26 protein-coding genes are annotated in these 24,456 nt (G+C 43.9%); all 26 read left to right on the top strand.

What is annotated here, in order from left to right; genetic code table 11:
* Positions 1–63 precede the first annotated feature (63 nt).
* The 26 genes from pstC (at position 64) to rodA (ending at position 24,443) form a co-directional block, all read left to right on the top strand.
* Entirely contained in the window at positions 64–939 is an 876-nt protein-coding gene (pstC, locus tag MJ612_RS12440; protein ID WP_222619651.1) for a phosphate ABC transporter permease subunit PstC, read from the top strand.
* Positions 932–1,789: a phosphate ABC transporter permease PstA gene (gene pstA / locus MJ612_RS12435; protein ID WP_187031719.1), complete on the top strand. Its 858-nt coding sequence runs from the start codon at positions 932–934 to the stop codon at positions 1,787–1,789. The genes pstC and pstA overlap by 8 nt, the downstream gene beginning before the upstream one ends.
* 7 nt (positions 1,790–1,796) lie before the next feature.
* Complete coding sequence (pstB, locus tag MJ612_RS12430; protein WP_187031721.1) at positions 1,797–2,561, top strand: phosphate ABC transporter ATP-binding protein PstB; 765 nt, start codon at positions 1,797–1,799, stop codon at positions 2,559–2,561.
* Between the two features lie 58 nt (positions 2,562–2,619).
* On the top strand, positions 2,620–3,333 hold the full coding sequence (gene phoU, locus MJ612_RS12425; RefSeq protein WP_187031723.1) for a phosphate signaling complex protein PhoU: 714 nt from the start codon (positions 2,620–2,622) through the stop codon (positions 3,331–3,333).
* A gap of 807 nt (positions 3,334–4,140) precedes the next feature.
* A complete protein-coding gene (locus MJ612_RS12420; protein ID WP_187032537.1) occupies positions 4,141–4,785 on the top strand; it encodes a heme exporter protein CcmB in 645 nt (214 codons plus the stop codon).
* 112 nt (positions 4,786–4,897) lie between these two features.
* The gene (ccsA, locus tag MJ612_RS12415; protein WP_187031732.1) at positions 4,898–5,563 is read left to right on the top strand and encodes a cytochrome c biogenesis protein CcsA; all 666 of its coding nucleotides are present in this window, start codon (positions 4,898–4,900) and stop codon (positions 5,561–5,563) included.
* Complete coding sequence (locus tag MJ612_RS12410; protein WP_222619652.1) at positions 5,550–5,819, top strand: CcmD family protein; 270 nt, start codon at positions 5,550–5,552, stop codon at positions 5,817–5,819. The genes ccsA (MJ612_RS12415) and MJ612_RS12410 overlap by 14 nt, the downstream gene beginning before the upstream one ends.
* 97 nt (positions 5,820–5,916) lie before the next feature.
* Positions 5,917–6,345, top strand: coding sequence for a cytochrome c maturation protein CcmE domain-containing protein (locus MJ612_RS12405; protein WP_187031734.1), 429 nt, complete (start codon positions 5,917–5,919; stop codon positions 6,343–6,345).
* A 71-nt stretch (positions 6,346–6,416) separates the two neighbouring features.
* A complete protein-coding gene (gene ccsA / locus MJ612_RS12400; protein WP_187031736.1) occupies positions 6,417–9,023 on the top strand; it encodes a cytochrome c biogenesis protein CcsA in 2,607 nt (868 codons plus the stop codon).
* A 114-nt stretch (positions 9,024–9,137) separates the two neighbouring features.
* Positions 9,138–10,346, top strand: a complete 1,209-nt coding sequence (locus MJ612_RS12395) for a glycosyltransferase (protein WP_187031738.1) — start codon at positions 9,138–9,140, stop codon at positions 10,344–10,346.
* 9 nt (positions 10,347–10,355) lie between these two features.
* Complete coding sequence (locus MJ612_RS12390; protein ID WP_187031740.1) at positions 10,356–11,156, top strand: Rossmann-like and DUF2520 domain-containing protein; 801 nt, start codon at positions 10,356–10,358, stop codon at positions 11,154–11,156.
* 90 nt (positions 11,157–11,246) lie between these two features.
* Positions 11,247–11,576, top strand: a complete 330-nt coding sequence (locus MJ612_RS12385; RefSeq protein WP_187031742.1) for a 2Fe-2S iron-sulfur cluster-binding protein — start codon at positions 11,247–11,249, stop codon at positions 11,574–11,576.
* A 118-nt stretch (positions 11,577–11,694) separates the two neighbouring features.
* Positions 11,695–11,931, top strand: coding sequence for a Fe-S cluster assembly protein IscX (iscX, locus tag MJ612_RS12380; protein ID WP_187031743.1), 237 nt, complete (start codon positions 11,695–11,697; stop codon positions 11,929–11,931).
* Between the two features lie 91 nt (positions 11,932–12,022).
* On the top strand, positions 12,023–12,520 hold the full coding sequence (locus MJ612_RS12375) for a KdsC family phosphatase (RefSeq protein WP_187031745.1): 498 nt from the start codon (positions 12,023–12,025) through the stop codon (positions 12,518–12,520).
* A gap of 118 nt (positions 12,521–12,638) precedes the next feature.
* Positions 12,639–12,833: a cold-shock protein gene (locus tag MJ612_RS12370; RefSeq protein WP_187031747.1), complete on the top strand. Its 195-nt coding sequence runs from the start codon at positions 12,639–12,641 to the stop codon at positions 12,831–12,833.
* Positions 12,834–12,961: 128 nt separating this feature from the next.
* Positions 12,962–13,807: a geranylgeranylglycerol-phosphate geranylgeranyltransferase gene (locus MJ612_RS12365; RefSeq protein WP_187031749.1), complete on the top strand. Its 846-nt coding sequence runs from the start codon at positions 12,962–12,964 to the stop codon at positions 13,805–13,807.
* A gap of 142 nt (positions 13,808–13,949) precedes the next feature.
* Complete coding sequence (locus MJ612_RS12360) at positions 13,950–14,456, top strand: PaaI family thioesterase (protein ID WP_250419173.1); 507 nt, start codon at positions 13,950–13,952, stop codon at positions 14,454–14,456.
* Positions 14,457–14,658: 202 nt separating this feature from the next.
* Positions 14,659–15,264 (top strand): hypothetical protein, encoded by a 606-nt coding sequence (locus tag MJ612_RS12355; protein WP_187031751.1) that lies wholly within the window; start codon positions 14,659–14,661, stop codon positions 15,262–15,264.
* Between the two features lie 180 nt (positions 15,265–15,444).
* Positions 15,445–16,269 (top strand): Cof-type HAD-IIB family hydrolase, encoded by an 825-nt coding sequence (locus MJ612_RS12350; protein ID WP_187031753.1) that lies wholly within the window; start codon positions 15,445–15,447, stop codon positions 16,267–16,269.
* A gap of 127 nt (positions 16,270–16,396) precedes the next feature.
* Positions 16,397–16,990 (top strand): phosphoribosylglycinamide formyltransferase, encoded by a 594-nt coding sequence (gene purN, locus MJ612_RS12345; protein WP_187031755.1) that lies wholly within the window; start codon positions 16,397–16,399, stop codon positions 16,988–16,990.
* Between the two features lie 23 nt (positions 16,991–17,013).
* Positions 17,014–18,537, top strand: a complete 1,524-nt coding sequence (purH, locus tag MJ612_RS12340; protein ID WP_187031757.1) for a bifunctional phosphoribosylaminoimidazolecarboxamide formyltransferase/IMP cyclohydrolase — start codon at positions 17,014–17,016, stop codon at positions 18,535–18,537.
* 310 nt (positions 18,538–18,847) lie between these two features.
* On the top strand, positions 18,848–19,873 hold the full coding sequence (locus MJ612_RS12335; RefSeq protein ID WP_162346886.1) for a rod shape-determining protein: 1,026 nt from the start codon (positions 18,848–18,850) through the stop codon (positions 19,871–19,873).
* 9 nt (positions 19,874–19,882) lie between these two features.
* On the top strand, positions 19,883–20,767 hold the full coding sequence (mreC, locus tag MJ612_RS12330; RefSeq protein ID WP_187031759.1) for a rod shape-determining protein MreC: 885 nt from the start codon (positions 19,883–19,885) through the stop codon (positions 20,765–20,767).
* Positions 20,760–21,278, top strand: coding sequence for a hypothetical protein (locus MJ612_RS12325; RefSeq protein WP_187031761.1), 519 nt, complete (start codon positions 20,760–20,762; stop codon positions 21,276–21,278). Before mreC ends, MJ612_RS12325 begins: the two co-directional genes overlap by 8 nt.
* 3 nt (positions 21,279–21,281) lie before the next feature.
* Positions 21,282–23,117, top strand: a complete 1,836-nt coding sequence (mrdA, locus tag MJ612_RS12320) for a penicillin-binding protein 2 (protein WP_187031763.1) — start codon at positions 21,282–21,284, stop codon at positions 23,115–23,117.
* A 3-nt stretch (positions 23,118–23,120) separates the two neighbouring features.
* Positions 23,121–24,443, top strand: coding sequence for a rod shape-determining protein RodA (gene rodA, locus MJ612_RS12315; protein WP_187031765.1), 1,323 nt, complete (start codon positions 23,121–23,123; stop codon positions 24,441–24,443).
* Positions 24,444–24,456: the final 13 nt, after the last annotated feature.

Here is a 24,456-nt window from a genome sequence, read left to right as displayed (position 1 = left end):
ATCTAATTTGCATCAAATGCGACCTCCTACTGGAGGTCGCATTTGATGTGTAAAATGTTTCCCTTGAGAGTACAAGAGCGAATAATTGAAGGGTTGCTATGGTTATCGGCTGTGATAACTATACTTATTACAGCAGCCATTATCTGGGTTTTGCTGTCACAGTCAATCAGTTTCTTTAGCGAAGTTTCTATTATGGACTTCCTGACGGATGATGAATGGACTCCATTGTTTGCCCAGAAGCATTTTGGTATACTCCCGTTGGTTACCGGCACTTTGCTTACTACAGCCATCGCCATTGCTGTGGCCCTGCCAGTTGGCCTAACTATAGCAGTATACCTGAACGAGTATGCCCCTGGTCGTTTCAAGAAAACTGTTAAGCCACTTCTGGAGATTTTAGCTACGATTCCAACGGTAGTGTATGGTTTCTTTGCGCTTACGGTTGTTACGCCTTTCCTGCAAACTATAATTCCTAATCTGGCTGGTTTTAACTCTCTTTCGGCTGGTATTGTAATGGGTATCATGATCATCCCGATGATCTCTTCGCTTAGCGAGGATGCTATAAGTGCGGTGCCCCGGTCGCTACGTGAGGCTGCTTATGGTATGGGGTCTACGCGCCTGCAAACTGCATTTGGGGTAATGGTTCCGGCAGCTTCGTCGGGTATAGTAGTATCGGTTATACTTGCTATTTCCAGGGCAGTTGGCGAGACCATGATCGTAGCTATTGCTGCAGGTCAGCAGCCACGCCTTACGCTTAACCCACTGGTGCCTATCGAAACAATAACCACTTATATTGTACAAGTAAGTTTAGGCGACGTACCACATGGCTCGCTTGAGTACAAAACAATATTTGCTGCAGGTATCACACTTTTTATTTTCACATTTGCTCTTAATAACCTAAGCTTCTGGGTTAAAAAGAAATACCAAGAAAAATATGACTAACGCAGACAAAAACAGACTGAAGGATAAAGCATTCCAAGTGTTTGGTGTGTTCTGCACCTTTATTGGCTTGGTAGTACTTGCTATCTTTCTTGTTGATATTATAATAGAAGGAGTATCCAGAATTGATTGGGACTTCCTCACCAACCTACCTTCCAGGAGAGCAAGCCGTGCAGGTATACTTACCGCATGGGCCGGAACACTCTGGATTCTGCTACTTACTTCCATTATTGCTTTCCCGCTGGGAATTGCAGCAGGCGTATACCTGGAAGAATATAGTAAGAAGACCAAACTAGCTAATTTCCTGGAAGTTAACATTGCAAATCTTGCCGGTGTACCTTCAATCATATATGGTTTATTAGGTATGGAAATCTTCGGACGAGTACTAGGTTTGGGAGGTAGTCTTCTTTCCGGCGCGTTAACGTTATCGCTGCTTATACTTCCGATTATCATTGTAACTACCCGCGAGGCGTTAAAAGCAGTGCCCCGAAGTATACGAGATGCATCTTATGCACTTGGTGCTTCTAAATGGCAAACCACCTGGTTCCAGGTGCTGCCGGCATCGTTTGGTGGTATTCTTACAGGAATTATACTTGCCTTATCCAGAGCGGTTGGTGAGGCAGCACCACTCATTGTAATCGGAGCGTTGGCTTATGTACCATTTGTACCAACCTCTCCTACCGATGAATTTACCGTACTTCCTATCCAGATCTTTAACTGGACTTCAAGACCGCAGGCAGACTTTTTAGTAAATGCAGCAGCTGCAATTATTATACTACTTTTAATAACATTTATACTTAACGGTATTGCCGTATACTTGCGCAATAAGTGGCAGAGTAAAGTTAAGTGGTAACATAACCATGGGTAAGAAAACTTATAAATTAGAGGCGAGGAATTTAAATGCCTACTACGGCAGCTTCCATGCACTCAAGAACATCAACATAGAGATGGAAGAGAAAGCGGTTACAGCTTTTATTGGTCCGTCTGGTTGTGGCAAGTCTACGTTTCTGCGCACCCTTAACCGCATGAACGACTATATCGAAGGCTTCAGGGTAGAAGGTGATATTCTACTGGATGGCCGTGATATTTATAGTAAAGATGTGCGTGTGGATGAACTTCGCAAAGAGGTAGGCATGGTGTTCCAGAAGCCAAACCCTTTCCCGAAAACCATTTTCGAGAATGTGGTTTATGGCCTCAAAATCCAGGGCATAAAAGATAAGAAGATACTTGCTGAAGCTGCTGAAAGGTCGTTACAACAGACGGCTCTTTGGGATGAGGTAAAAGATAAAATGGATAAGTCGGCTCTGGCGCTTTCAGGTGGGCAGCAGCAACGCCTTTGCATTGCACGCGCTCTTGCCATTTCGCCTTCGGTTATATTGATGGACGAACCGACCTCTGCCCTTGACCCGATCTCTACAGCAAAGATTGAGGAGCTGATCTACGAGTTAAAAAATGATTACACTATTGTGATCGTGACGCACAACATGCAGCAGGCAGGCCGCGTAAGCGACCAAACCGCTTTCTTTTACATGGGTGAACTGGTGGAATATGCCAAAACAAAAACAATGTTTACCAGCCCTAAGCATGAGCGTACGCAAAACTATATCACAGGCCGTTTCGGGTGATATTCTATACTTCTCGGCAAGTATAGAATAAGTTATCAATTTAAAAAGAAGCTACATAATGACGCATGCACATATAGATTCAGAACTGGAACAACTCCGGGTTAAACTCATGGAGATGTGGGATCTGGTTGAGTACCAGCTTTACAGTGGCCGCGAAGCCATGGTAAATGCTGACCAAAACCTGGCCCGCAAAGTGATAAAGCTTGGCAAAAAGGTAAATAACTTCGATGTAAAGATCGACCGCATGTGCGAAAACATGCTGGCTTTGTATACTCCGGTTGCCGTAGACTTGCGGGTAGTTTTAGCCTCACTTAAGATCAACGCAAATTTGGAGCGCATCGGCGATACGGCAGAAGGCATTTCTATGTACATCCAGAACCTGGAGAGGCCTTACAATCCGGAGATGTTAGAAATAACCAAGGCTGTAACGATGTTTGATGAGGCATTGGCCATGTTCCATGATTGCCGCGTTGCTTACAAAACTGATAACACCGAAATGGCAAGAGCGCTTTTGAAGCGTGACAAAATGCTGAATAAGATTTACCGTAAATCTGAAAACGTTATAGCACAGTATCTTCGCTCAAATACAGATAGTATAGACGAAGGGCTGGCACTGCTGGCTATTATTAAGAAGCTTGAACGTGTAGGAGACCAGATCACAAATATCGCAGAGGAGATCATTTTCTACCAGGATGCCAAAGTGGTAAAGCATAAGACTAAAAAGAAAGACAAAGAAAACGGCAAGAATGGTGGTGAAAACCAGGAGCAGTAAGTCTTTATAATTTCGATAAAATATAAAATCCCGAGCAGCTATAGTTCGGGATTTTTGTTTGTAGCTACTGTTAATCCAACCACCCCTACTCCTCCCGAGAGGGAAGTTTGCTGCCATTGCTCTAACAACAGATATAGTTCTATTGTTGCTGCATTAACACCCCTGTGGTCCCCTTAAGGGGACAGTTCTGCTATTGTCAGAGCAAAAATTATAGTTTCATTGGTACAGTCCAAGAGCGGACAGGTCGCGACTTGTCCCAAAGGAATTACAACCACAGAAGGGCTATGAAACTATAGCTTCTCAATCAAACTATAGATTAGCTATCAAATCGATCTCAGTCTTTGGGTTGAGCGCCTCGAGAGGTTCCGGTGCCGCATGCATTGCAAGGTACGAGCAAAGGAAATGTACATAGCGCGATGCCCGAAGACGGGGCCCCGCGGCCCTGAGCGTGCCAAAGCCGACTATAGAACGATAGACAAGTAAAGCTCTCAGGATGAAGAGTGACTATGGAAGTATAGCTTTGTTTTGAGCAAGTATAAGCTTCAACTATAGGACATATAAGATCCCTCGGCTGGCGCTCGGGATGACAAAGCAGTATAAAGACACTCGCAGGAGCTGTGCACGCTGTAAGGTCCAGCAACTATAGGACACATAAGTTCCCTCAGCTAACACTCGCAAAGACGGCTAAGCAAAGCCCTCAAAACTGATACAAATCACCAATCCTCAACAAACACTACTTTCCCAATTAATTGTGTCGTAACTTTGCGGAAAATTAAGGCTGTGCTGCTAAAAGAGATACTATACCTGATACGGAAAGATCTGGTGCTGGAATGGCGACAGAAGTATGCCTTTAACGGTATGTTGCTGTATGTGGGCAGTACGGTGTTTGTTTGTTACCTGAGCTTTGGCTTAAGACAGTTCTCCGAAGACAGCGGCCCGATCTGGAATGCATTGCTGTGGATCATCCTGTTGTTTACATCGGTAAATGCTATTGCCAAAAGCTTTATGCAGGAGAACCGCGGCAGGCTGTTATACTTCTATTCTATTGTGAGTCCGCAGGGCATTATACTTGCTAAAATAGCTTATAATACCTGCCTGATGCTGCTGCTGGCTATTATCTGCTTCGTGTTTTATGCTTTTGTGCTGGGTAATCCCGTGCAGGATATTCCGATGTTTTTACTGTCGCTGTTGCTGGGCGCAATTGGTTTCTCTACATCACTAACTATGATCTCGGGCATTGCATCTAAGGCGGCGAACAGCAGTACCTTAATGGCTATACTTAGCTTCCCGGTTATAGTGCCAATGCTGCTGATGCTGATAAAAATGTCGAAAAACGCGATGGATGGGTTGGACAGAGGAGCAAGCCTCGACGAACTGCTGACTTTGCTTGCCATAAACATGATCGTTGTCACTGTTTCTTATATTTTGTTCCCGTACCTTTGGCGTTCGTAAATGCTGGATAATCAAGGTATTTATGAAACATTTTATGCAGCTTCGGGCACAAAAAACAATAGGATGTGTTAATGATATTAAAGTGCTGCAAACGAATAATTTAGACTAAAAAATGAAAAATAACTGGTGGAAAATACTGACCGTACTGCTGCTGATCTTTACAGTAGTGGCAGGTATGTTGTCAGAAGTTCCGAGGTTGGCTATACTAAACGAGACAATCCGAAATTTATACTTCCACGTGCCGATGTGGTTTGGCATGATCCTGATCCTGCTGGTTTCGGTTATCTACTCTATTAAATACCTGCGCAACCCAACTATAAAGAACGATATAGTTGCCTACGAAGCAGCTAAAGTGGGGATCTTATTCGGAGTGCTGGGTATAGTTACCGGTATGGAATGGGCCCGCTTTACATGGGGCGAGTACTGGAGCAACGACCCGAAACAAAACGCATCGGCCATTGGGTTGTTAATTTACTTTGCTTATGTGGTGCTTCGCAGCTCTTTTGCTGAGCAGCAGCAGCGTGCCCGCATCAGTGCCGTGTACAACATTTTTGCCTTTGCAGCTTTAATCCCATTGCTGTTTATACTTCCAAGACTTACCGATTCGCTGCACCCTGGCAACGGCGGAAACCCCGGCTTTAACTCTTACGACTTAGATAACCGCCTACGATTAGTGTTTTACCCTGCTGTACTGGGCTGGACGCTATTAGGCATCTGGATCGTGAACGTGAGATCAAGATTTGAATTACTGAGACAACGCTTATATGAAACTGTTTAGAATACTGGCAGTCTGGTGCTTTATACTTTGCACCTCGGCTGGCGTACAGCAAGTGCAGGCACAGCCTGAGCAAACGCAGGTAGAATACTCATCTGCACCTGCCGAACCCGAAGTAGAAATGGCCGACACCCTGCGCCAGGACGGAAAAATTTACGTGGTAGTAGTCGTATTACTGACTGTACTGATCGGCCTGATCATTTACCTGATCATGCTTGACCGTAAGGTGGGTAAGCTTGAAAAGCAATTTAAAGAATAGCTCCGGTAAGGTATAAAAACAGCGCACATCCGGGATTTAATATGCTCCCTTGTGTGTTAGGCTATCAAACCAGAAATCATACATCATTTATACAGAGATGAAGAAGTCACACATCATCGGTATTATCATTATCGCAGCAGCCATCATGATCATCATGTCTACGGCTGGCGATGCTAGTACTTACGTTGATTTTGGAGAAGCGAAAGAGTTGGCAGAAGATGGCAGCAAAACCAAGGTACATGTGGTTGGCCGCCTGAAGAAAGATGCAAAGGGCCATATTGTTGGCATGCAGTACGACCCGCTGGTAGACCCGAATTTCTTCTCGTTTATGCTGGTAGACACCAACCGTGTAGAGCAAAAGGTGGTGTATTTTAACCCTAAGCCACAGGACTTTGAACGCTCGGAGCAAGTGGTAATTACCGGTAATATGCAGAACGACGTGTTTGTAGCCGACAAGATCCTGCTGAAGTGCCCTTCTAAGTACGTAGAAAAAGAAGTAAAGCAGAACACTACTGCTGGTTTATAAAATTATAGTTGAGAACCGAGAGCCTTGTTACTCTTTACCTTTCTAACTCTTTACCTTTCTAACTTTTAAAGATGATAAATACGCTGATCGGCGATATAGGCCACCTGAGTGTGATAATTGCTTTTGTGGCAGCCATCGTGTCTTCTTACGCTTACTTTATGGCTTCGCGTACCTCTACCGAAGCTACTGGCGATACCACCTGGCGACGATTTGCCCGTGGCGCTTTTTACGTGCATGGTGCTGCCGTTCTGGTGGTAATCTTTGCACTTTTCAACATCATTTACGAGCACCGCTACGAGTACTATTACGCCTGGAGCCACTCCTCTAACCACTTGCCGGTTCATTACATGATCTCATGCTTCTGGGAAGGTCAGGAAGGCTCGTTCCTGCTCTGGATCTTCTGGCATGTAGTGCTGGGTGTGGTGTTGATGAACGCAGGTAAAAAGAACAAACAATGGGAAGCGCCTGTAATGGCTATGTTCTCGTTTGTGCAGTTGTTCCTTACTTCCATGATTTTGGGTGTGGTGATTGGAGATGTAAAGATCGGTTCTTCGCCATTTATACTGATGCGCGACTTCATGACAGACGCCCCGGTTTTTGCCATGGACCCGAACTTTAAACCCGAAGATGGTACCGGTCTTAACCCACTGTTGCAAAACTATTGGATGGTAATTCACCCTCCTACCCTTTTCTTAGGTTTTGCTGCTACCTTGGTTCCGTTTGCTTTTGCAATGGCTGGTCTTTGGAAAAATAAGTTTGGTGAGTGGGTACGTCCTGCGCTGCCTTGGGCACACTTTGCAGCTGTAACACTAGGTATCGGTACTGTAATGGGTGCTTACTGGGCTTACGAAACGCTTAACTTTGGTGGTTACTGGAACTGGGACCCTGTTGAAAACGCTGTTTACATTCCGTGGCTGGTGCTGGTAGGTGCTATACACACCCTGATTATTTATCGCAGAAGCAAGCAAGCCCTGAGAACCAGTTTCATATTAGTAATTACTTCTTTTATACTTATCCTTTATGCTACCTTCCTGACGCGAAGCGGTATTCTGGGTAATGCATCTGTACACTCTTTCACGGATTTAGGACTTTCCGGACAGTTGTTTACGTACCTGACAGCCTTTGCTGTACTGGCAATTGGCCTACTGATTTATAAGTGGAAGCACATCCCAACAACTGAAAAAGAGATATCAACTTATAGTGGCGAGTTTTGGGTATTTGTAGGTGCTGTGGTACTTTGCCTTGCAGCATTCCAGGTGCTTACTACTACTTCTATCCCGGTTTATAATTCTTTCTTAGGATTTATAGGTATAGAATCTAACGCGGCCCTGCCTGCAGACCAGATCGAACATTATACTAAGTTCCAGCTTTGGGCCGGTGTACTGATTGCAGTGCTGACAGGTATAGGCCAGTTGATGTGGTGGCGCAAAGCAGATAAGAGCAGCTTTAAAGATGCCATTACGATGCCGCTGATGCTTACATTACTGTTTGCCAGCTTAGTAATTATACTTTCCAATAAGTTTGATGTATTTGCTTTTAAACTGGATAACCCGGTATACATCACGCTGTTTGTAACATCGCTGTTTGCAGTATTTGCAAACCTTAGCATTATCCTGAACTTGCTTCATAAAAAGATCTCGCTTTCAGGTGGTGCGGTAGCACACATCGGTATCGCCCTGATGCTGTTGGGTATCCTGTTCTCTTCAGGCTATTCAAATATCATTTCAGGTAATAACTCAGGTATGCTTTATTCCCGTGAGTTCCCGGATGAGATAAACCGCGACAACGTGCTGTTATGGCGTAATACCACCACTGACATGGACAAGTATAGCGTGAGCTATCGTGGCCAATTTTTAGAAGTAGCAGGCGTGCCTGATTATGTAAACAAAGAAGTTCTTTTCAGAACAGAAGATGAATACACAGCTATTGCACGTGCTGACATTAAAATAAAAGACAAGGTATACTATAAAACCGGCGATACAGTCGAGCTTCCTTCTCCGGAAAATACTTATTATCAGGTAGAGTATAAAAACCGCGAAACAAAAGAATCATTTACACTTTATCCACGCGCTCAGGTAAACCCTAACATGGGTCTGCTTGCATCTCCTGATATCAAGTCGTTTGCGGATAAAGATCTTTACACACACGTTTCTTCTGTACCGGATCCGAATGAAGAGAAAGAATGGAGTGAGCTACAGGAATATACCGTAACGATGGGTGATACTATCATCCTAAACGATTATGTAGCCATTTTTAACGGTGTGGAAGTAATAAAAGAAGTACCTGGTGTAGAGCTTAAGAAGGGCGATGTAGCTGTGCAGGCTGACATGAAAATTATGGGTGAGAAAAAGACATACCATGCCCATCCCCTGCTGATATTTAAAGACGGTATGGCCGGTTATTACCCTGAAATTCTGGAAGACCTTGGCCTGCGTCTGACTTTCCTGAACATTGACCCGGCAAAGCAGGAGTTTAAGATCGGGGTGAACACTACTCAGAAGGACTACATTATATTAAAAGCAATGGAGAAGCCTTTTGTTAATATCCTTTGGATAGGTACTATAGTAATGTCTATTGGTTTTATAATGGCAATTACCCGCCGCAACCAGGAAGGCAGTACAGCAAAAGCTCCTAAAGCCAAAGCTGTTAAAAAAGCCGATAAAGCACAGGTAGCATAAACAACAGAAGTTACAGCAACTCAATAAATGGAAGGCAGGCTTGTTTTAAGCCTGCCTTCTGTGTAATATGCCCAACTATAAAGTATAGAGCAACATCAGACTCCGGCTGTTCCTATGAATGTCTTTATCATTCCATCCTGGTATCCTTCTAAAAATGAGCCGCACACAGGTATCTTTTTTAAGGAACAAGCTGAAGCCTTGGCGCATGTCTATTCAAATTCTAATTTCGCCCTCAGTACATGGGGCTCTCATGACAAGGACTTACTGCTTTACGCAAGCGAGCACCTGAACATCATCCCAAAGCTCCTTAGAGCAGCATCAAAACAGCCTTATCAAAAGCAACTCAAACCTAATTTAACTGAGTATTTTACGCCCGCCTTTACCTGGACCCGGAAACTCTTCAAAGGGAATATCAACAACATCGTAAAGGCAAACGAGAAACATCTGAAAGCTTTTGAAGCCACGGTTGGTAAGGTAGACATAATACATGCCCACAGTGCTCACCCTGCAGCTTGGGTTGCGATGGAACTGGCTGCCAGGTATAAAATACCTTATGTAATAACAGAACACATGGGGCCTTTCCCTTTTGATGCTTTCCGTACAAGATCAGGTAAACTTAGTCATTGGTTAGCCAAGCCACTCCAAAATGCATTTGCCAACATAGCCGTAAGTCCGCAACAGCAGCAAACGTTACAACAATGGGGCATTCCTAATGTTACCCAAATCCCAAACCTGACGGATGAAAGCAAATTTATACCTGGAACGGGAGGCACAAAACAGCCATTTACTTTTTTCACTTTAGCAAGGATAGAAGAAGGGAAAGGTATAGCTTATCTATTACATGCATTTAAGCTTCTTTTAGGAAAGGCAAGTAACGTACAGCTAATTATAGGTGGAGAAGGAACTCAGTTGGAGAACTATAAAGCATTGGCAACAACGCTAGGTATAGCTGATAAAGTAACATGGTTAGGAGTGCTCGACCGGCAGCAAACTATAAAACAATACCAGGCTTGTGATGCTTTTGTATTACCAAGCCTGCACGAAAACTTACCCCTTGTACTGTTGGAAGCAATGGCCTGTGGTAAACCTCTTATCAGTACATACTGCGGTGGTCCGGAAAGTATAATTACCCCTGCCACAGGGCTTTTAGTTGAACCCGGTAATACAGAAGCCTTGTACCTTGCCTTACATAAGCTGTACAGTAACTATAACAAGTATAACCCGGGAGTTATAAGGGAATCGTTTTGTAGCAGGTATTCCCGGCAGGTAGTATGCCAGCAGATAATGGATATCTATAAAGCCGCGACCAGAAGTAACCTATAAAAGAACAACATGAATATAGCTATAGTTGGAGCAGGAAATGTAGCTTGGCACTTATCTTTTGCCTTGCAGCAGGCAGGACATAGTATAAAAGTAGTTTATAGCAGAACTATGGCTCACGGTGAAGAGCTGGCCTCTCAACTAAAGGGCACAACAGCTGTAACCTCATTAGACTTTAGCTCAACACCTATGCAAGTTATACTAATTGCCGTACCAGATGCCGCACTCACTGAAGTAGCAGCCTCTCTTAAAGTACAGCCTGGTACAATTGTAGCGCACACTTCCGGCTCGCAGCCAATTACAACTTTAGTAAGTATCCCAGGAGCAAAACCAGCTGTATTTTACCCGCTACAAACCTTCACTAAAAATGCACCTGTAAACATGCAGGAAGTACCTATACTTATAGAAGCCGATACCAAAGAAACGACGGCATTGTTGGAGCAACTAGCCAAAAGCATTAGCCAGCAGGTAGAACTGGTTAATTCTGATAAAAGGAAGCAGTTACACCTCGCTGCCGTATTTGCCTGCAACTTTACAAACCACCTGTTGGGAATCAGCCAAGAGCTTTTACAGAATGCCGATCTACCAGCTAACCTGCTACAGCCACTCATCCACGAAACTATAAAAAAGGCCAGTGCACATCACCCGTTTACAGTACAAACCGGACCAGCCGTACGCCACGATCAGAATGTAGTTGAAGAGCACCTTCGTCTTTTACAACCTTTTCCGCAACTGCAAAGCATATATCAGCAGCTTACCCAAAGTATACAGGCAGCTAAAGCTAACCCTGATTCATTAGGCAAGTACCAGTAAGTATAAACCCACCTTAAAACACAAACCCGTTATAACTTTGATTCGGGAGGCTTGTTTTATAACTTTGCACCCTGAATAGAAATTAGAAAAATGAAAGTTGTAAATATAACATTTAAGTTTGCTGATGGCTCCCCGGACCAGACACACCCCGCCGTAGAAGGTGAATCGGTGCTGGACGTAGCTCTCAACAACGATATTAAATTACAGCATAACTGTGGTGGTGTTTGTGGTTGCAGTACCTGCCATGTATATGTAGAAGCCGGAATGGACGACCTGCCGGAGATTTCTGATAAGGAAGAAGATTACATTGACCGCGCTGTAGATCCGAGAATTAATTCCAGGCTGGGCTGCCAGTGCGTGGTACAAGGCAACGAAGATATTGTTGTAACTATACCGGAGCAGGACTTCCTGGGCCACTAACCACAGTTATCAGTAATTTGTAAAAAGGTATTTGTTTATTAATTACGGTAATGGTTAGCTGAAAAATTCACTTACTATAAAAGTTTACTGATCACAGATAATTCTTAACTGAAAAGATATGAGCTACGAACCACCAATGACGTGGAGCGACCACGAAGATATAGCCATGGCACTTTACGAAAAGTTCGGCGATGATTTCACTGAATCAAAGATTTACCGCATCCGCTTTACAGAACTGCTGGACTGGGTACTTTCTTTACCAAATTTTGTTGGTAAACGTGAAGAGGCTAACGAAGGGCACCTGGAGCAGATACAGGCTGCCTGGGTTTATGAGTGGCGCGACAACCAGGATTAAGGCCTAAAAACCTTCGTTTGAGCGTAAATATTAAATATTTTCTATACATTTAAAGGTTCTTTTACGAGAACCTTTTTTGTTTTATAAAGCTATGTCAATCATTCAACCAGACCTAACCCGCATTAATACTTTTATTTTTGATGTAGACGGAGTACTAACTGACGGGTTTCTTTATGTTTTTGCTGACGGTGAGCAGGTGCGTGCTTTTAATATTAAAGATGGCTTTGCAATTAAACATGCTATCCGCCAGGGCTACAAAGTTGCTATTATCTCAGGCAAAAACGAGCCAGGCGTACGTAACCGCCTCGAAGATCTAAGTATAGAGGACATATTTTTAGGTGTGGAGGACAAAGTAGATGTTTTTGAAGATTACCTGTACATGCAAGGCATTCATCCGGCCACAGTAGCTTATATGGGCGACGACATGCCCGATCTTGAAGTAATGCAGCGCTGTGGCTTTCGTGCCTGCCCTGCCGATGCCGCCGACGACATAAAAGAAATCAGCACATTTATCGCTACAAAAGACGGGGGTCGTGGAGCTGTACGGGAGCTGATCGAGAAGATTATGAAAGCACAAGATACCTGGTAAAGACAATCTTATACTTTTTTTAGATTTTTAAGCAAAATTTTTATTATCCAAACTTGCATATATATTATTTACTTATATCTTTACAACAGTTTAATTTTATTACAATAATTAATTCTTTATGAAAACAGGAAAAGTAAAGTTTTTTATTGAGTCTAAAGGTTTTGGTTTCATTACCGAGGACGAAACAAATGAAGATTTCTTTGTGCACATCACAGGTCTTAACGGTCTGCAGATTCAGCAGAACGACCGCGTAGCTTTCGATACGCAGGAAGGCAAAAAAGGAATCAATGCTGTAAACGTGAAAAGAATCTAATAAAGATATACTTTACAGTTACAGAAAAAGCCCCTCCTTACAGGGGCTTTTTTTATGACTACACTTTAGTTTTGCGTAGTAGTTACTGGTATTATAACTTTACTACTTATACTTGCGCTAACCTTCCTGTGAAAGCTTTCCTAAACCTTATCCGCTTCCCAAATCTGGTGCTTATCGTGTTGAGTCAGGCGCTGGCACAAGCATGCTTATTAGCACCAGGCATAAACTGGTCTAAAGTACTGGAGCCCGGGTTTGGTCTGCTTTCATTTTCTACAGTACTCATTGCAGCAGCAGGCTATATCATAAATGACTATTATGATGTAAAAATTGATGCGATTAACAAGCCTGGTAAATTGGTTGTTGGCACTGCTGTTCGCCGCAGACATGCCATGTTTGCGCACCTGCTCTTTTCATTGGCAGGTATAGCCATAGGTTTCTGGTTAAGTCTTTCTATCGGGTTAATTAATACAGGAGCTGTAATGCTGTTGTGGGGCTATTCTGCTCGATTAAAAAAACTCCCCCTGACAGGAAATATAGTTACTGCGCTGCTTTCGGCAAGTATGCTCTTGGTAGTTGCAGTTTATGATAACAGCCTGAACCGTATTACCTTGAGCTATGCCTTGTTTGCCTTTCTTATTTCACTCATTCGGGAGATAATCAAAGATATGGAAGATGTAAAAGGCGATGCATCTTTTGAGTGCCGTACCTTACCCATACTACTGGGCATTCGTAAAACAAAGCTGGTGCTCTACCCTATCATTGCAATTTTCCAGGCCTTCCTGATCGTGGTGGTTTTACACAGTCGCACTTCTTTTATACTTGATGGTTATATGCTACTGTTGGTGTTGCTGCCAGCGATTTGGCTAACTATAAAACTTACCCGCGCTGACCGTAAACGTGATTTTTCTTACCTGAGCAACCTGAACAAATTCATTATGCTGACAGGTATATTATCGATGGTACTGGTAGGATAACCAAGCTAAACTTTACAGCGGAGTTAATAACCCCGTTGCTAAAGAAAATCAGGCAAAAGCGCTTAAAACCAGTTGTCTTGTGCAGGTTCCTTTTATCCTTATAGTTTATTATCAAGTATAAACAAAACTAACCTATAGCTACATGAATAACAGAGTTTCTACAGCAGATGAATTTAAAGCCCTTGTGGCTTCTCCGGCAAAGTTTCGCCTGTTTATGCTTGCCAAATTACCGATGGCTTACATGGCCGACCTGCGCATAACCTCCTTAACTAACGAGCGTGCTACTGTTACCATCCCTTACAAATACCTGAACAAGAACCCGTTTAACTCTATCTACTTTGCATGTCTGAGCATGGCCGCAGAACTCTCAACTGGCGCACTCTGCATGATGCATACATACAAAGCCGACCCTGCTGTTTCGATGCTGGTGACCCATGTGGACGCAGACTTCACTAAAAAAGCTGTAGGTAAGATTACGTTTATGTGCGAGGATGGCAGGCGGATAATGGAAGCCGCAGAACACACTAAACTAACCGGCGAAGGCGTAACAATAACAGCCACAAGTATAGGTCTCGATGAAAAAGGAGATCAGGTTGCAGAATTTAGGTTTACATGGTCGCTAAAAGCAAAAAGCAAGCTGTTGGTATAGTTAGTACACAATAGTACTCTTCTAGAGTAGTAAGTTTTACCGAGTTAGAGGCAGTATCCAAAAGGTAATTTGCAGGCTACACGAACATAATCAGCAAATTATATTTAAATATCTGCAACATTTTGTATTTTGTTGAAGAATACACGTAGTATATCTCAATAAAACCATAAACTGATTCTCTATAAAACAATTCTACTCTCCTATGCAACTTTACAGAAAACATCTAAGAAACCTATACCTGGTGGTGGGCATAGTCCTGTTGTCAGCTACAATCTCTACTGCTCAGGTTAAATCAAACTTATCAGAAAAAGAGGTGAGCTCATCAGCTCAGTCTAAAGCTTATTACTACCCGCAGTTTAAAAAAGGCAAGGTTACCTTTATTACAGGGTTAACCAGCCCGGGTATTTTAAATTATAATCTGCTTAATGAAGAAGTAGAATTTATCCGTGCTAAGAAAGACACACTAGCACTTGACGACATGTATATAGTAGACATGATAACTATAGACAAGGACACCTTTTTTTATGACACAAAAAGCGCTTTCATTTTAAAGTTACTAGATAGAATAAACGATAGAAAGCTGCTTATAAAAGAACAACATACACTTGCAGGAACAGAAGCATCTAACACGATAAAATCTTTTTACATAGGCAGTAACACAGACTACTTGCCAGCTACTACTGCAAACTTTCTAAAGCTATTCCCTACCCATACTAACAAACTAAAAGACTACATTAAAGAAAATAACCTGGAGCTAAAAAGTGAAGAGGAAATCAGAAAACTTCTCCAGTATGCTTCCAGCTTATAAGTAACATTAAAACTATAAAGCATTTCTTATTGGCTACTGCCACTATTAACCCTTTATAAGGCGTTGGTAGTGGCAGTAGCTTTTTCGGATAAAAGAAAGGAACTGATGGGTTTGCTGATAGTTATTATTTAGGAACCTTTACTTGTAACTTACACTTCTTTAGAAGAAACTCTAACCCCTATGAAATTTCGAGCAATCTGCAGTGATATAGACGGCACCTTACTAAACAAAGATCGTCAGCTATCGCAACGCACTATTTACACTTTCAAACAATTAAATAAAAACGTACCGGTTATACTTGCTTCATCGCGTATGCCTTCTGCCATGCGCCACCTGCAACAGGAACTTGATATTCTGCATCACCCGCTGATTTGCTTTAATGGCGGCTATGTTATTCAATTCGAGGAAGGTAAAACAGAAGCTATTCAACTGGATTCGGTACAGATACCTGCGGCTGTTTGCCAGTCCATTTATGATTTTGCGAACGGCACCAATATACACATCAGCCTCTACGAGCAGGATAACTGGTATGCGCCCGCCGCTGATTACTGGGCCGACCGTGAAGAGCGCATCACAAAAGTATCTCCTAAAATAGCAGTACTGTTGCCTATACTTGAGAGATGGCATCAAACAAAAACCGGAGCGCATAAAGTAATGTGTATGGGGCCCGCCGATGAGATTAATGCGCTGCACCAGGAATTGGCTAAAAACTTTGCTGACCAAGTGCACGCTTACCGCTCTAAAGACACTTACCTGGAGTTAGCACCGCGTTCCATTTCTAAAGCTACTACCCTGGAGCTGTTACTAAAAGAACGTTTCGATATAGGTATGCACGAAGTAATGGCCTTCGGCGACAACTATAACGACATTGATATGCTGCAGGCTGTAGGAATGGGCATAGCCGTAGGTAACGCCCGCGACGAAGTAAAAGCCGTGGCAAAAGAAATTACGCTACCAAGTATAGAAGACGGGGTGGCAGTAGCCATTGAAAGATACTGGAAGTAAATTATAGTTTATAGTTTGGCTGAGGGAGGCATGTTCCTGCAACATGGAATTCCAGATTTATACTTGTACTTACTGGCAACTATAAGCAAACTGGCTATATTTGCAGCTATAAAGCAATTTTATACTTTTGGAACAACCAGATAAGAAGAATATAGTCATTTTCGCTTCCGGATCGGGGAGCAATGCGCAGCGCCTGCTCGAGCACTTTGAGCACCACCCGGAAATACGTGTGGCCGCCCTGTTCTCTAACAACCCGAAAGCCTATGCCCTAAAAAGAGCCGAGACCTACCACGTCCCGGCTCTTTTGTTTTCCAGGGATGAGTTTTATGGCACCGACAAAGTACTGGAGAAGGTAAAATCCTTCAACCCTGACCTTATAGTGCTGGCTGGCTTTTTATGGCTGGTACCTCAGAAGTTTTTACAGACTTTCCCGGATAGCATTATCAACATACACCCTGCGCTGTTGCCAAAGTATGGCGGCAAAGGCATGCATGGCATACATGTGCACACAGCCGTGGTGCAGGCCGGTGACGAACAATCGGGCATAACCATACACCGCGTTAACGAAGAGTACGACAAAGGCGAATTTATACTTCAGGAATATTGCCCGGTACACCTTGATGATACACCGGAAGAACTTGCCGCGCGCGTACTACAGTTGGAACATAAATACCTGCCAGAAGTAGTAGAAAAGCTGCTACAGAAGAAAGACGAACTATAGAAATCAATCCTCAACCCATACCCATGCAACCAGTTAAAATCAAATCGGCACTTATTTCAGTTTACTACAAAGACCGCCTGGAGCCACTCGTGGAGCTCCTGAAACAGCACAATGTTACGATTTACTCTACAGGCGGCACGCAGGCTTTCCTGGAAGAGCAGGGCGCTGAGGTAGTAGCCGTAGAAGACCTGACCGCTTACCCATCTATTTTCGGTGGCCGTGTTAAAACGCTTCACCCTAAAGTGTTCGGAGGCATCTTGCATCGTCGCGATAACGACAGCGATATTGCAGAGCGTGAAAAATTTGAGATCCCGCCAATAGACTTGGTTATAGTTGACCTTTATCCTTTTGAAGAAACCGTAGCATCCGGCGCTTCGGAAGCAGATATAATTGAAAAGATTGATATTGGAGGTATTTCCCTGATTCGTGCTGCTGCCAAGAACTTTAAAGACGTGCTGATTGTGTCGTCAAGAGAGCAGTATGATGAGGTGGTGACTTTGCTGCAGGAGAAAAATGGCGCTACTGAACTGGAAGACCGTAAACGCTTTGCTGCCAAGGCCTTCGATGTTTCGTCGCACTATGATACCCACATCTTTAACTATATAAATGGTAATGCAGAAGAGCAGCCATTCAAGCAAAGTATACGCGAAGCTACTCCGCTCCGCTACGGCGAGAACCCGCACCAAAAGGGTACTTTCTACGGCAAACTCGACGAACTTTTTGAGCAACTAAACGGTAAGCAGCTTTCTTACAACAACCTGGTAGACGTGGATGCAGCCGTTGCCCTTGCCGCTGAGTTTGACGAACCGGTTGTAGCTATACTTAAACATACCAACGCCTGCGGTTGCGCTACCGGTGAAACTATAAAAGAAGCTTACCTTAATGCCCTGTCTTCTGATCCGGTGTCTGCCTTCGGTGGTGTAATTATCGCAAACAGAAGTATAGACATAGCTGCGGCTGAAGAGTTAAATAAGCTTTTCTTTGAAGTACTGATCGCGCCTGCCTTTAATAACGATGCCCTGGAGCTATTGAAGACCAAGAAAAACCGCATCCTGTTAAAGCAAAACAACGTGGAGCTGCCGAAAAAACAGTTCAAAACACTACTGAACGGCGTAATTGAGCAAGACAAAGATCTGAAAACCGAAACCGAAGCCGACTTTAAGACCGCTACCAAACGCGAACCAACTGCTGAAGAAAAAAGAGCACTGGTTTTTGCAGCTAAAGTTTGCAAGCACACAAAGTCTAATACTATAGTTTTAGCAACAGACAAAATGATGTTCTCCAGCGGTGTAGGCCAGACTTCACGTGTTGACGCTTTACGCCAGGCGATCGAAAAAGCGAACAGCTTCGGGTTTGACCTAAGCAAAACGGTAATGGCATCTGATGCCTTCTTCCCCTTCCCGGATTGCGTGGAGATTGCTGATAAAGCAGGTATAAAAGCAGTGGTACAACCAGGCGGTTCTATCAAAGACCAGGATTCTATTGACTACTGCGATGCACATGGTATGGCTATGGTCATGACTGGTGTTCGTCACTTTAAACATTAAGCTGTTAATACTTTCGATAATCAGAACTCCCCGGCTATACTTTAGTCGGGGAGTTTTGCTTTATAGTCATCCAAACTTCCTGAAATCAAAAACTTAGTGCTATTCAATTTATACCTGAAACTACCGTTATACCCCTGAAATACAGCCGCAGACACATTTTTATAAGGTTAATTTTAAAAAAGCAAGCACTACTGTAACAGTTCATTATAAATTGTGTGTAAAATCACTAATTTTGCGCCGGGTTTATACTCAATAATTATAGTATATTTGAAATATAAAAAGGGCTACCGCACGCCCGCACATATACAAAATGGGACTTTTTAATTTTTTCTCCAGCGATATAGCCATTGACCTTGGTACCGCAAATACCCTGATCATACACAACGATAAGATCGTAGTTGACGAACCGTCGATCATTGCCGTGGACAGAACAACGGGCAAAGTACTTGCCATTGGTCGCCAGGCAATGCAGATGCACGAAAAAACACACGAGAATATCAAAACCATTCGTCCGCTGAAAGACGGTGTAATCGCCGACTTCCACGCTGCCGAAGAGATGATCCGTGGTATGATCAAGATGATCGACACTGGCCGTCGCTTGTTCCAGCCTTCGCACCGCATGGTAATTTGTATTCCGTCGGGTATTACGGAGGTGGAGAAACGTGCCGTACGTGACTCTGCGCAGCACGCCGGCGCTAAAGAAGTTTGGATGATCCAGGAGCCAATGGCAGCAGCTATCGGTATCGGTATTGACGTGGAGCAACCTATCGGTTCTATGATCGTGGATATCGGGGGTGGTACAACGGAGATCGCTGTAGTAGCTCTTTCTGGTATCGTTTGCGACCAGTCTATCCGTGTGGCCGGTGATGTGTTCACGAAAGATATTCTTGATTACATGCGCCGCCAGCACAACCTGCTGATCGGTGAGCGCTCTGCCGAGAAAATTAAAATTGAAGTTGGTGCCGCTCTTACAGAGATCGAGAACCCGCCAGCAGACTATGAAATCCGTGGCCGCGACCTGATGACTGGTATTCCTAAAGTTATCAAGGTTACTTACCAGGAGATCGCCATAGCTCTTGACAAATCAGTTTCTAAGATAGAAGAAGCGGTATTGAAGGCCCTGGAGATTGCTCCGCCTGAACTTTCTGCTGACATCTACGACAATGGTATACACCTGACAGGTGGTGGTGCATTGCTACGTGGTTTCGATAAGCGTCTGGCTGCCAAGACCAAGCTTCCTATTCACATCGCCGAAGATCCGTTAAGAGCGGTAGTGCGTGGCACAGGAGCTGCCATTAAAAATATCGAAGGCTTTAAAAACGTTCTGCTTACGTAACAGGCCCAAATGCGGAATCTTTTTGCGTTTATTTATCGGTTCCGTGCGTTCCTGGTGTTCGTGCTGCTGGAAGCGTTGTGCATTTACCTGATCGTGCAGTACAACACGTATCAGGGCGCAGCTTTCTTTAACTCAGCCAACAGGTATGTGGGGCGCGTGCTGGAGTTCCAGAGTGGTGTTACAGACTACTTCAGCCTGGCAACAGTGAACAACACGCTGGCCCGCGAGAATGCCTTGCTCCGCCAGGAAGTAATGAAGTATAAGCAGGTAAGTATAACTGCCAGCACCAGCAAACTGGATACAACTTTGGTTGTGCCTGCAGATACAACTATAGTTGATTCGCTTAGAACGGGCCCACAGACATTTATACTTCATGCGGGTAAGGTTATCAACAATTCAGTACGTCGCACCAATAATTACCTGACACTCTCTATCGGTACAAAAGATGGAGTACAGCCAGGCATGGGGGTTATTGCATCTAATGGCGTAGTTGGGCGTGTTAAAACCGTATCTGACAATTATTCTACGGTTACTTCACTGCTGCACTCGCAAATGCTGATATCGGCTAAAGTAAAGCGCAACGAAACTTTCGGAACTATAAAATGGCAGGGCGGAGACTATCGCATGGCTATACTTGACTATATTCCGCTGCACGTTAAGTTAGCCAAAGGCGATACAGTTGTAACCAGTGGCTACAACACTGTTTTCCCGGAAGGTATAATGGTGGGCACTGTTAGCTCGGTTACCAGAGAAGCAGATAAAAGCTTTTTTACAGTAAAGGTTAAATTAGCGGTAGATTTTGTGCAGCTCTCTTATGTGTATGTAGTTGAAAATACACAGAAAGCAGAACGCGATACTTTAGAACATAACGCAGGCATACTCCCAAATGAATAGCACCTTCGGCATCCGACATATCGTGCAGTTCATACTTTTTGTAGCACTGCAAATCCTGCTTTTTGATAACTTAGTGCTCTTCAGTACAGGCTTTTGCTTCATTTATATTGCCTTTCTGCTATTCCTACCGATCAACATAAACAGACTTGTGTTGCTCCTGCTCGGGTTTATAGTTGGCTTTACTGTAGATATTTTCTATGATACCATGGGCATTCATGCGGCGGCAAGCGTGCTACTCGCATTTTTACGCCCTCATATATTGAACCTTCTAACACCCCGCGATGGTTACGAATCGAGTGACTCAGCCAACCTGCACATTATGGGCTGGAACTGGTTCCTGACATATGCATCTATACTTATTGTAATACACCATGCCGCTGTATTCTTTTTAGAAATCATCAGCTTTGAGTGGTATACTTTAGTAAAGATCCTGCTGAGCACCTTATTTACAGGGGTTGTAGTCGTGATACTCCAATTACTGTTCTTCTCTGCAAAGAGAGTGAAGAGATAGTACATGAATTACTTAGAAAACAGAAAGTACATTATTCAGGCCATTTTTGTAGTGGTCGGCATTGTGTTTGCCCTTCGCCTGTTTTACATACAGGTAGTAGACAGCAGCTATAAGCAAGCCGCTGAAACCAATGCTATTAAAACAGTTATCCAATACCCGTTCCGTGGCCTTATTTATGACCGTAACGGGAAACTGTTGGTGGAGAATACTCCTGTTTACGACCTGATGGTAGTACCTAAGGAAGCAAAACAGCTGGATACCCTACGCTTATCAAAACTGTTAAATCTTCCTTTAGAGGATGTGCGCGAACGCCTGAAAAAAGCAAGAGCTTATTCACCAGTTAAGCCATCCATCTTTTATCAAAAGCTTACCACTCAGGATATTGCTCACATACAGGATAACCTGATCGACTACCCTGGCTTTTATATAAACGCCCGTACAGCACGCGGTTACTCGCACAGCAGTTTGTCGCATGCACTAGGGTATATTGCCGAAATCAGCCCGAACCAATTAGAAGACACCAGCAACTATAAAGGCTACCGCCCCGGCGACTATATTGGCAAAAGCGGTATAGAGCTGGAGTATGAAAAGTACCTGATGGGTCAGCGCGGTGTCAAACACATCATGGTAAACGTGCGAGGCATCGAGAAAGGACCTTTTAAAGACGGGGCCTATGATACACTTTCGGTAGCTGGCAAGAACCTGTATAGCACTATAGACCTGGAGCTGCAGAAGTATGGCGAGTACCTGATGAATGGCGCTAAAGGTAGTGTGGTAGCAATAGAACCATCTACTGGTGAAGTTTTGGCTTATATCTCTGCCCCATTCTATGATCCGAATCTGTTTACCGGTAAGGACTACGGAAAGAATTACATGCAGCTGCTTACCGACCCGAACAAAACAATGTTCAACCGCCCGATCATGGCAAGCAGTAACCCACCCGGCTCTATTTTTAAGCTGGCGCAGGCACTTATTGCTTTACAGGAAGGCGTCATCACACCAAATACAGGCTACCCGTGTAACCAGGCATTGGTAACATGCTCACACGCACACCAGGCCCCTACTGATCTTTCGATTGCCATTAAAACATCTTGTAACCCATACTTTTACCAGGTGTTTCGGGCAACAATAAACCAGGGTAAATCCCCAAATACATTTAAAGATACAGCACTTGGCCTAGCTGACTGGCGTGAACAAATTACAAGCTTTGGTTTCGGAACGAAACTGGGAATAGACCTGCCAAACGAGAAACAAGGTATTATCGCTTCTACAAAGATGTACGATAAGATCTATGGGGAGAACCGCTGGAAATTCTCTACCATTTACTCGCTAAGTATAGGCCAGGGGGAATTAGGTGTAACGCCCCTGCAGATGGCTAACTTTATGGCTATTATAGCTAACCGGGGCTATTACATTACGCCACACCTGGTACGTGCAGTTGGCGAAAATGGTAAGCCGCTAAACGATTACCAGAAAAAGCATTATGCGTCAGTAGATGCCATTCATTACCCGCCAGTAGTGCAGGGTATGGCCGATGTTGTGAAATCTGGTACAGGGCGTAATGCTTCGCTGGAGCACTTAGGCATTGAAGTATGTGGCAAGACAGGAACAGCAGAGAACCCACAGGGTAAAGATCACGCTGTATTTGTAGCTTTTGCACCAAAAGAGAACCCAAAGATCGCAATCGCGGTTTATGTGGAGAACGCGGGTTTCGGAGCACAGTCGGCGGCGCCAATTGCCGGCCTGATGATGGAAAAATACCTGACCGATTCTGTTTCTACTAAAAATAAGTGGAAAGAGAAATGGGTACTTAGCCGCGAATACCTGAATATTGATTAACAGATGCCAGTAGAACAGACCATACCAAAGTATAAAATTGCTACCCGAAGCAGCCAGCGTACGTCACGCCGTATTCTGCAGAATCTGGATTGGGTAACGGTAGGTATATATTTCTTGCTGGTAGCACTGGGCTGGATGAACATCTACGCAGTAGTATACAGCCCAGATAACGTGGTCAATATCTTCAGCTTCGATATTAACTCTGGTAAGCAGTTGCTCTGGATAGGTACATCTGTTATCCTGATCACCATGCTGCTGGCCGTAGATTATAAGATATTTGAGCATCTTGCTTATCCTATCTACGGTTTTATAATACTGTTATTACTCTTTACACTGGCTGTAGCTAATCCAATTGCCGGTTCGCGCTCCTGGCTCGATTTAGGTGGTGGCGTGCGTTTACAACCCGCTGAGTTAGCTAAGTTTGCCACCGCACTGGCAGCATCCCGTTTTCTCAGCAGCGTTAACCTGCGCCAGCAGAACATGAAGGATCAGATGATTCTGGCCGTAATTACGCTGTTGCCGCCTGCCATTATCATACTGCAAAATGAAACAGGTTCGGCACTGGTATTTGCCGCTTTTGTACTGGCATACTTCCGCGAGGGTATGTCGCCGCTTATCCTGATTATTGGCGGTTCTGCAGCAGCTATATTTATACTTACACTACTCGTTCCGAAACTATACCTTATACTTGGTATTGCTGTGTTGATGGGAGCTGCCATTTGGCTGGATTACCGCTTAATGCGCCGTATTAAGTCTATGATCGCCTTGTTTATACTTGTAGTAGGCATGATCTTTAGCGTAGACTACTTTATAAACGATGTACTACAGCCGCACCAGCAAAACCGTATCAAAGCACTTATAAGCCCGGAAGCTGACCCGCTTGGCTATGGCTGGAACGTAACGCAATCCAAGATCGCTATTGGATCAGGCGGCTTCTGGGGCAAAGGATTTCTGGAAGGAACACAAACCAAATTCGATTTTGTACCGGAGCAAAGTACTGACTTTATTTTCTGTACAATTGGTGAAGAACATGGCTGGATAGGCAGTACTATTCTGATCGTTCTGTTCCTGTTACTGATGATCCGGATTGTAAGTATAGCCGAACGCCAGAAATCAGTTTTTGCCCGAACCTACGGCTATTGTGTGGTCTCTATTATCTTCTTCCACTTCCTGATAAACATTGGCATGACAATAGGCTTAGCGCCTGTGGTAGGTATACCGTTGCCTTTCTTTAGCTATGGTGGCTCTTCGTTGTGGTCGTTTACTATCCTGCTTTACATTTTGCTGGCTATTGATGCCAACCGCGCGCAGGACCTTTCAAGATAAAATCTTTAAGTTA

Origin of the sequence: Pontibacter deserti (assembly GCF_023630255.1) — a bacterium.
GTDB classification, from domain to species: domain Bacteria; phylum Bacteroidota; class Bacteroidia; order Cytophagales; family Hymenobacteraceae; genus Pontibacter; species Pontibacter deserti.
This window is presented reverse-complemented; position numbering and strand designations above follow the sequence as displayed.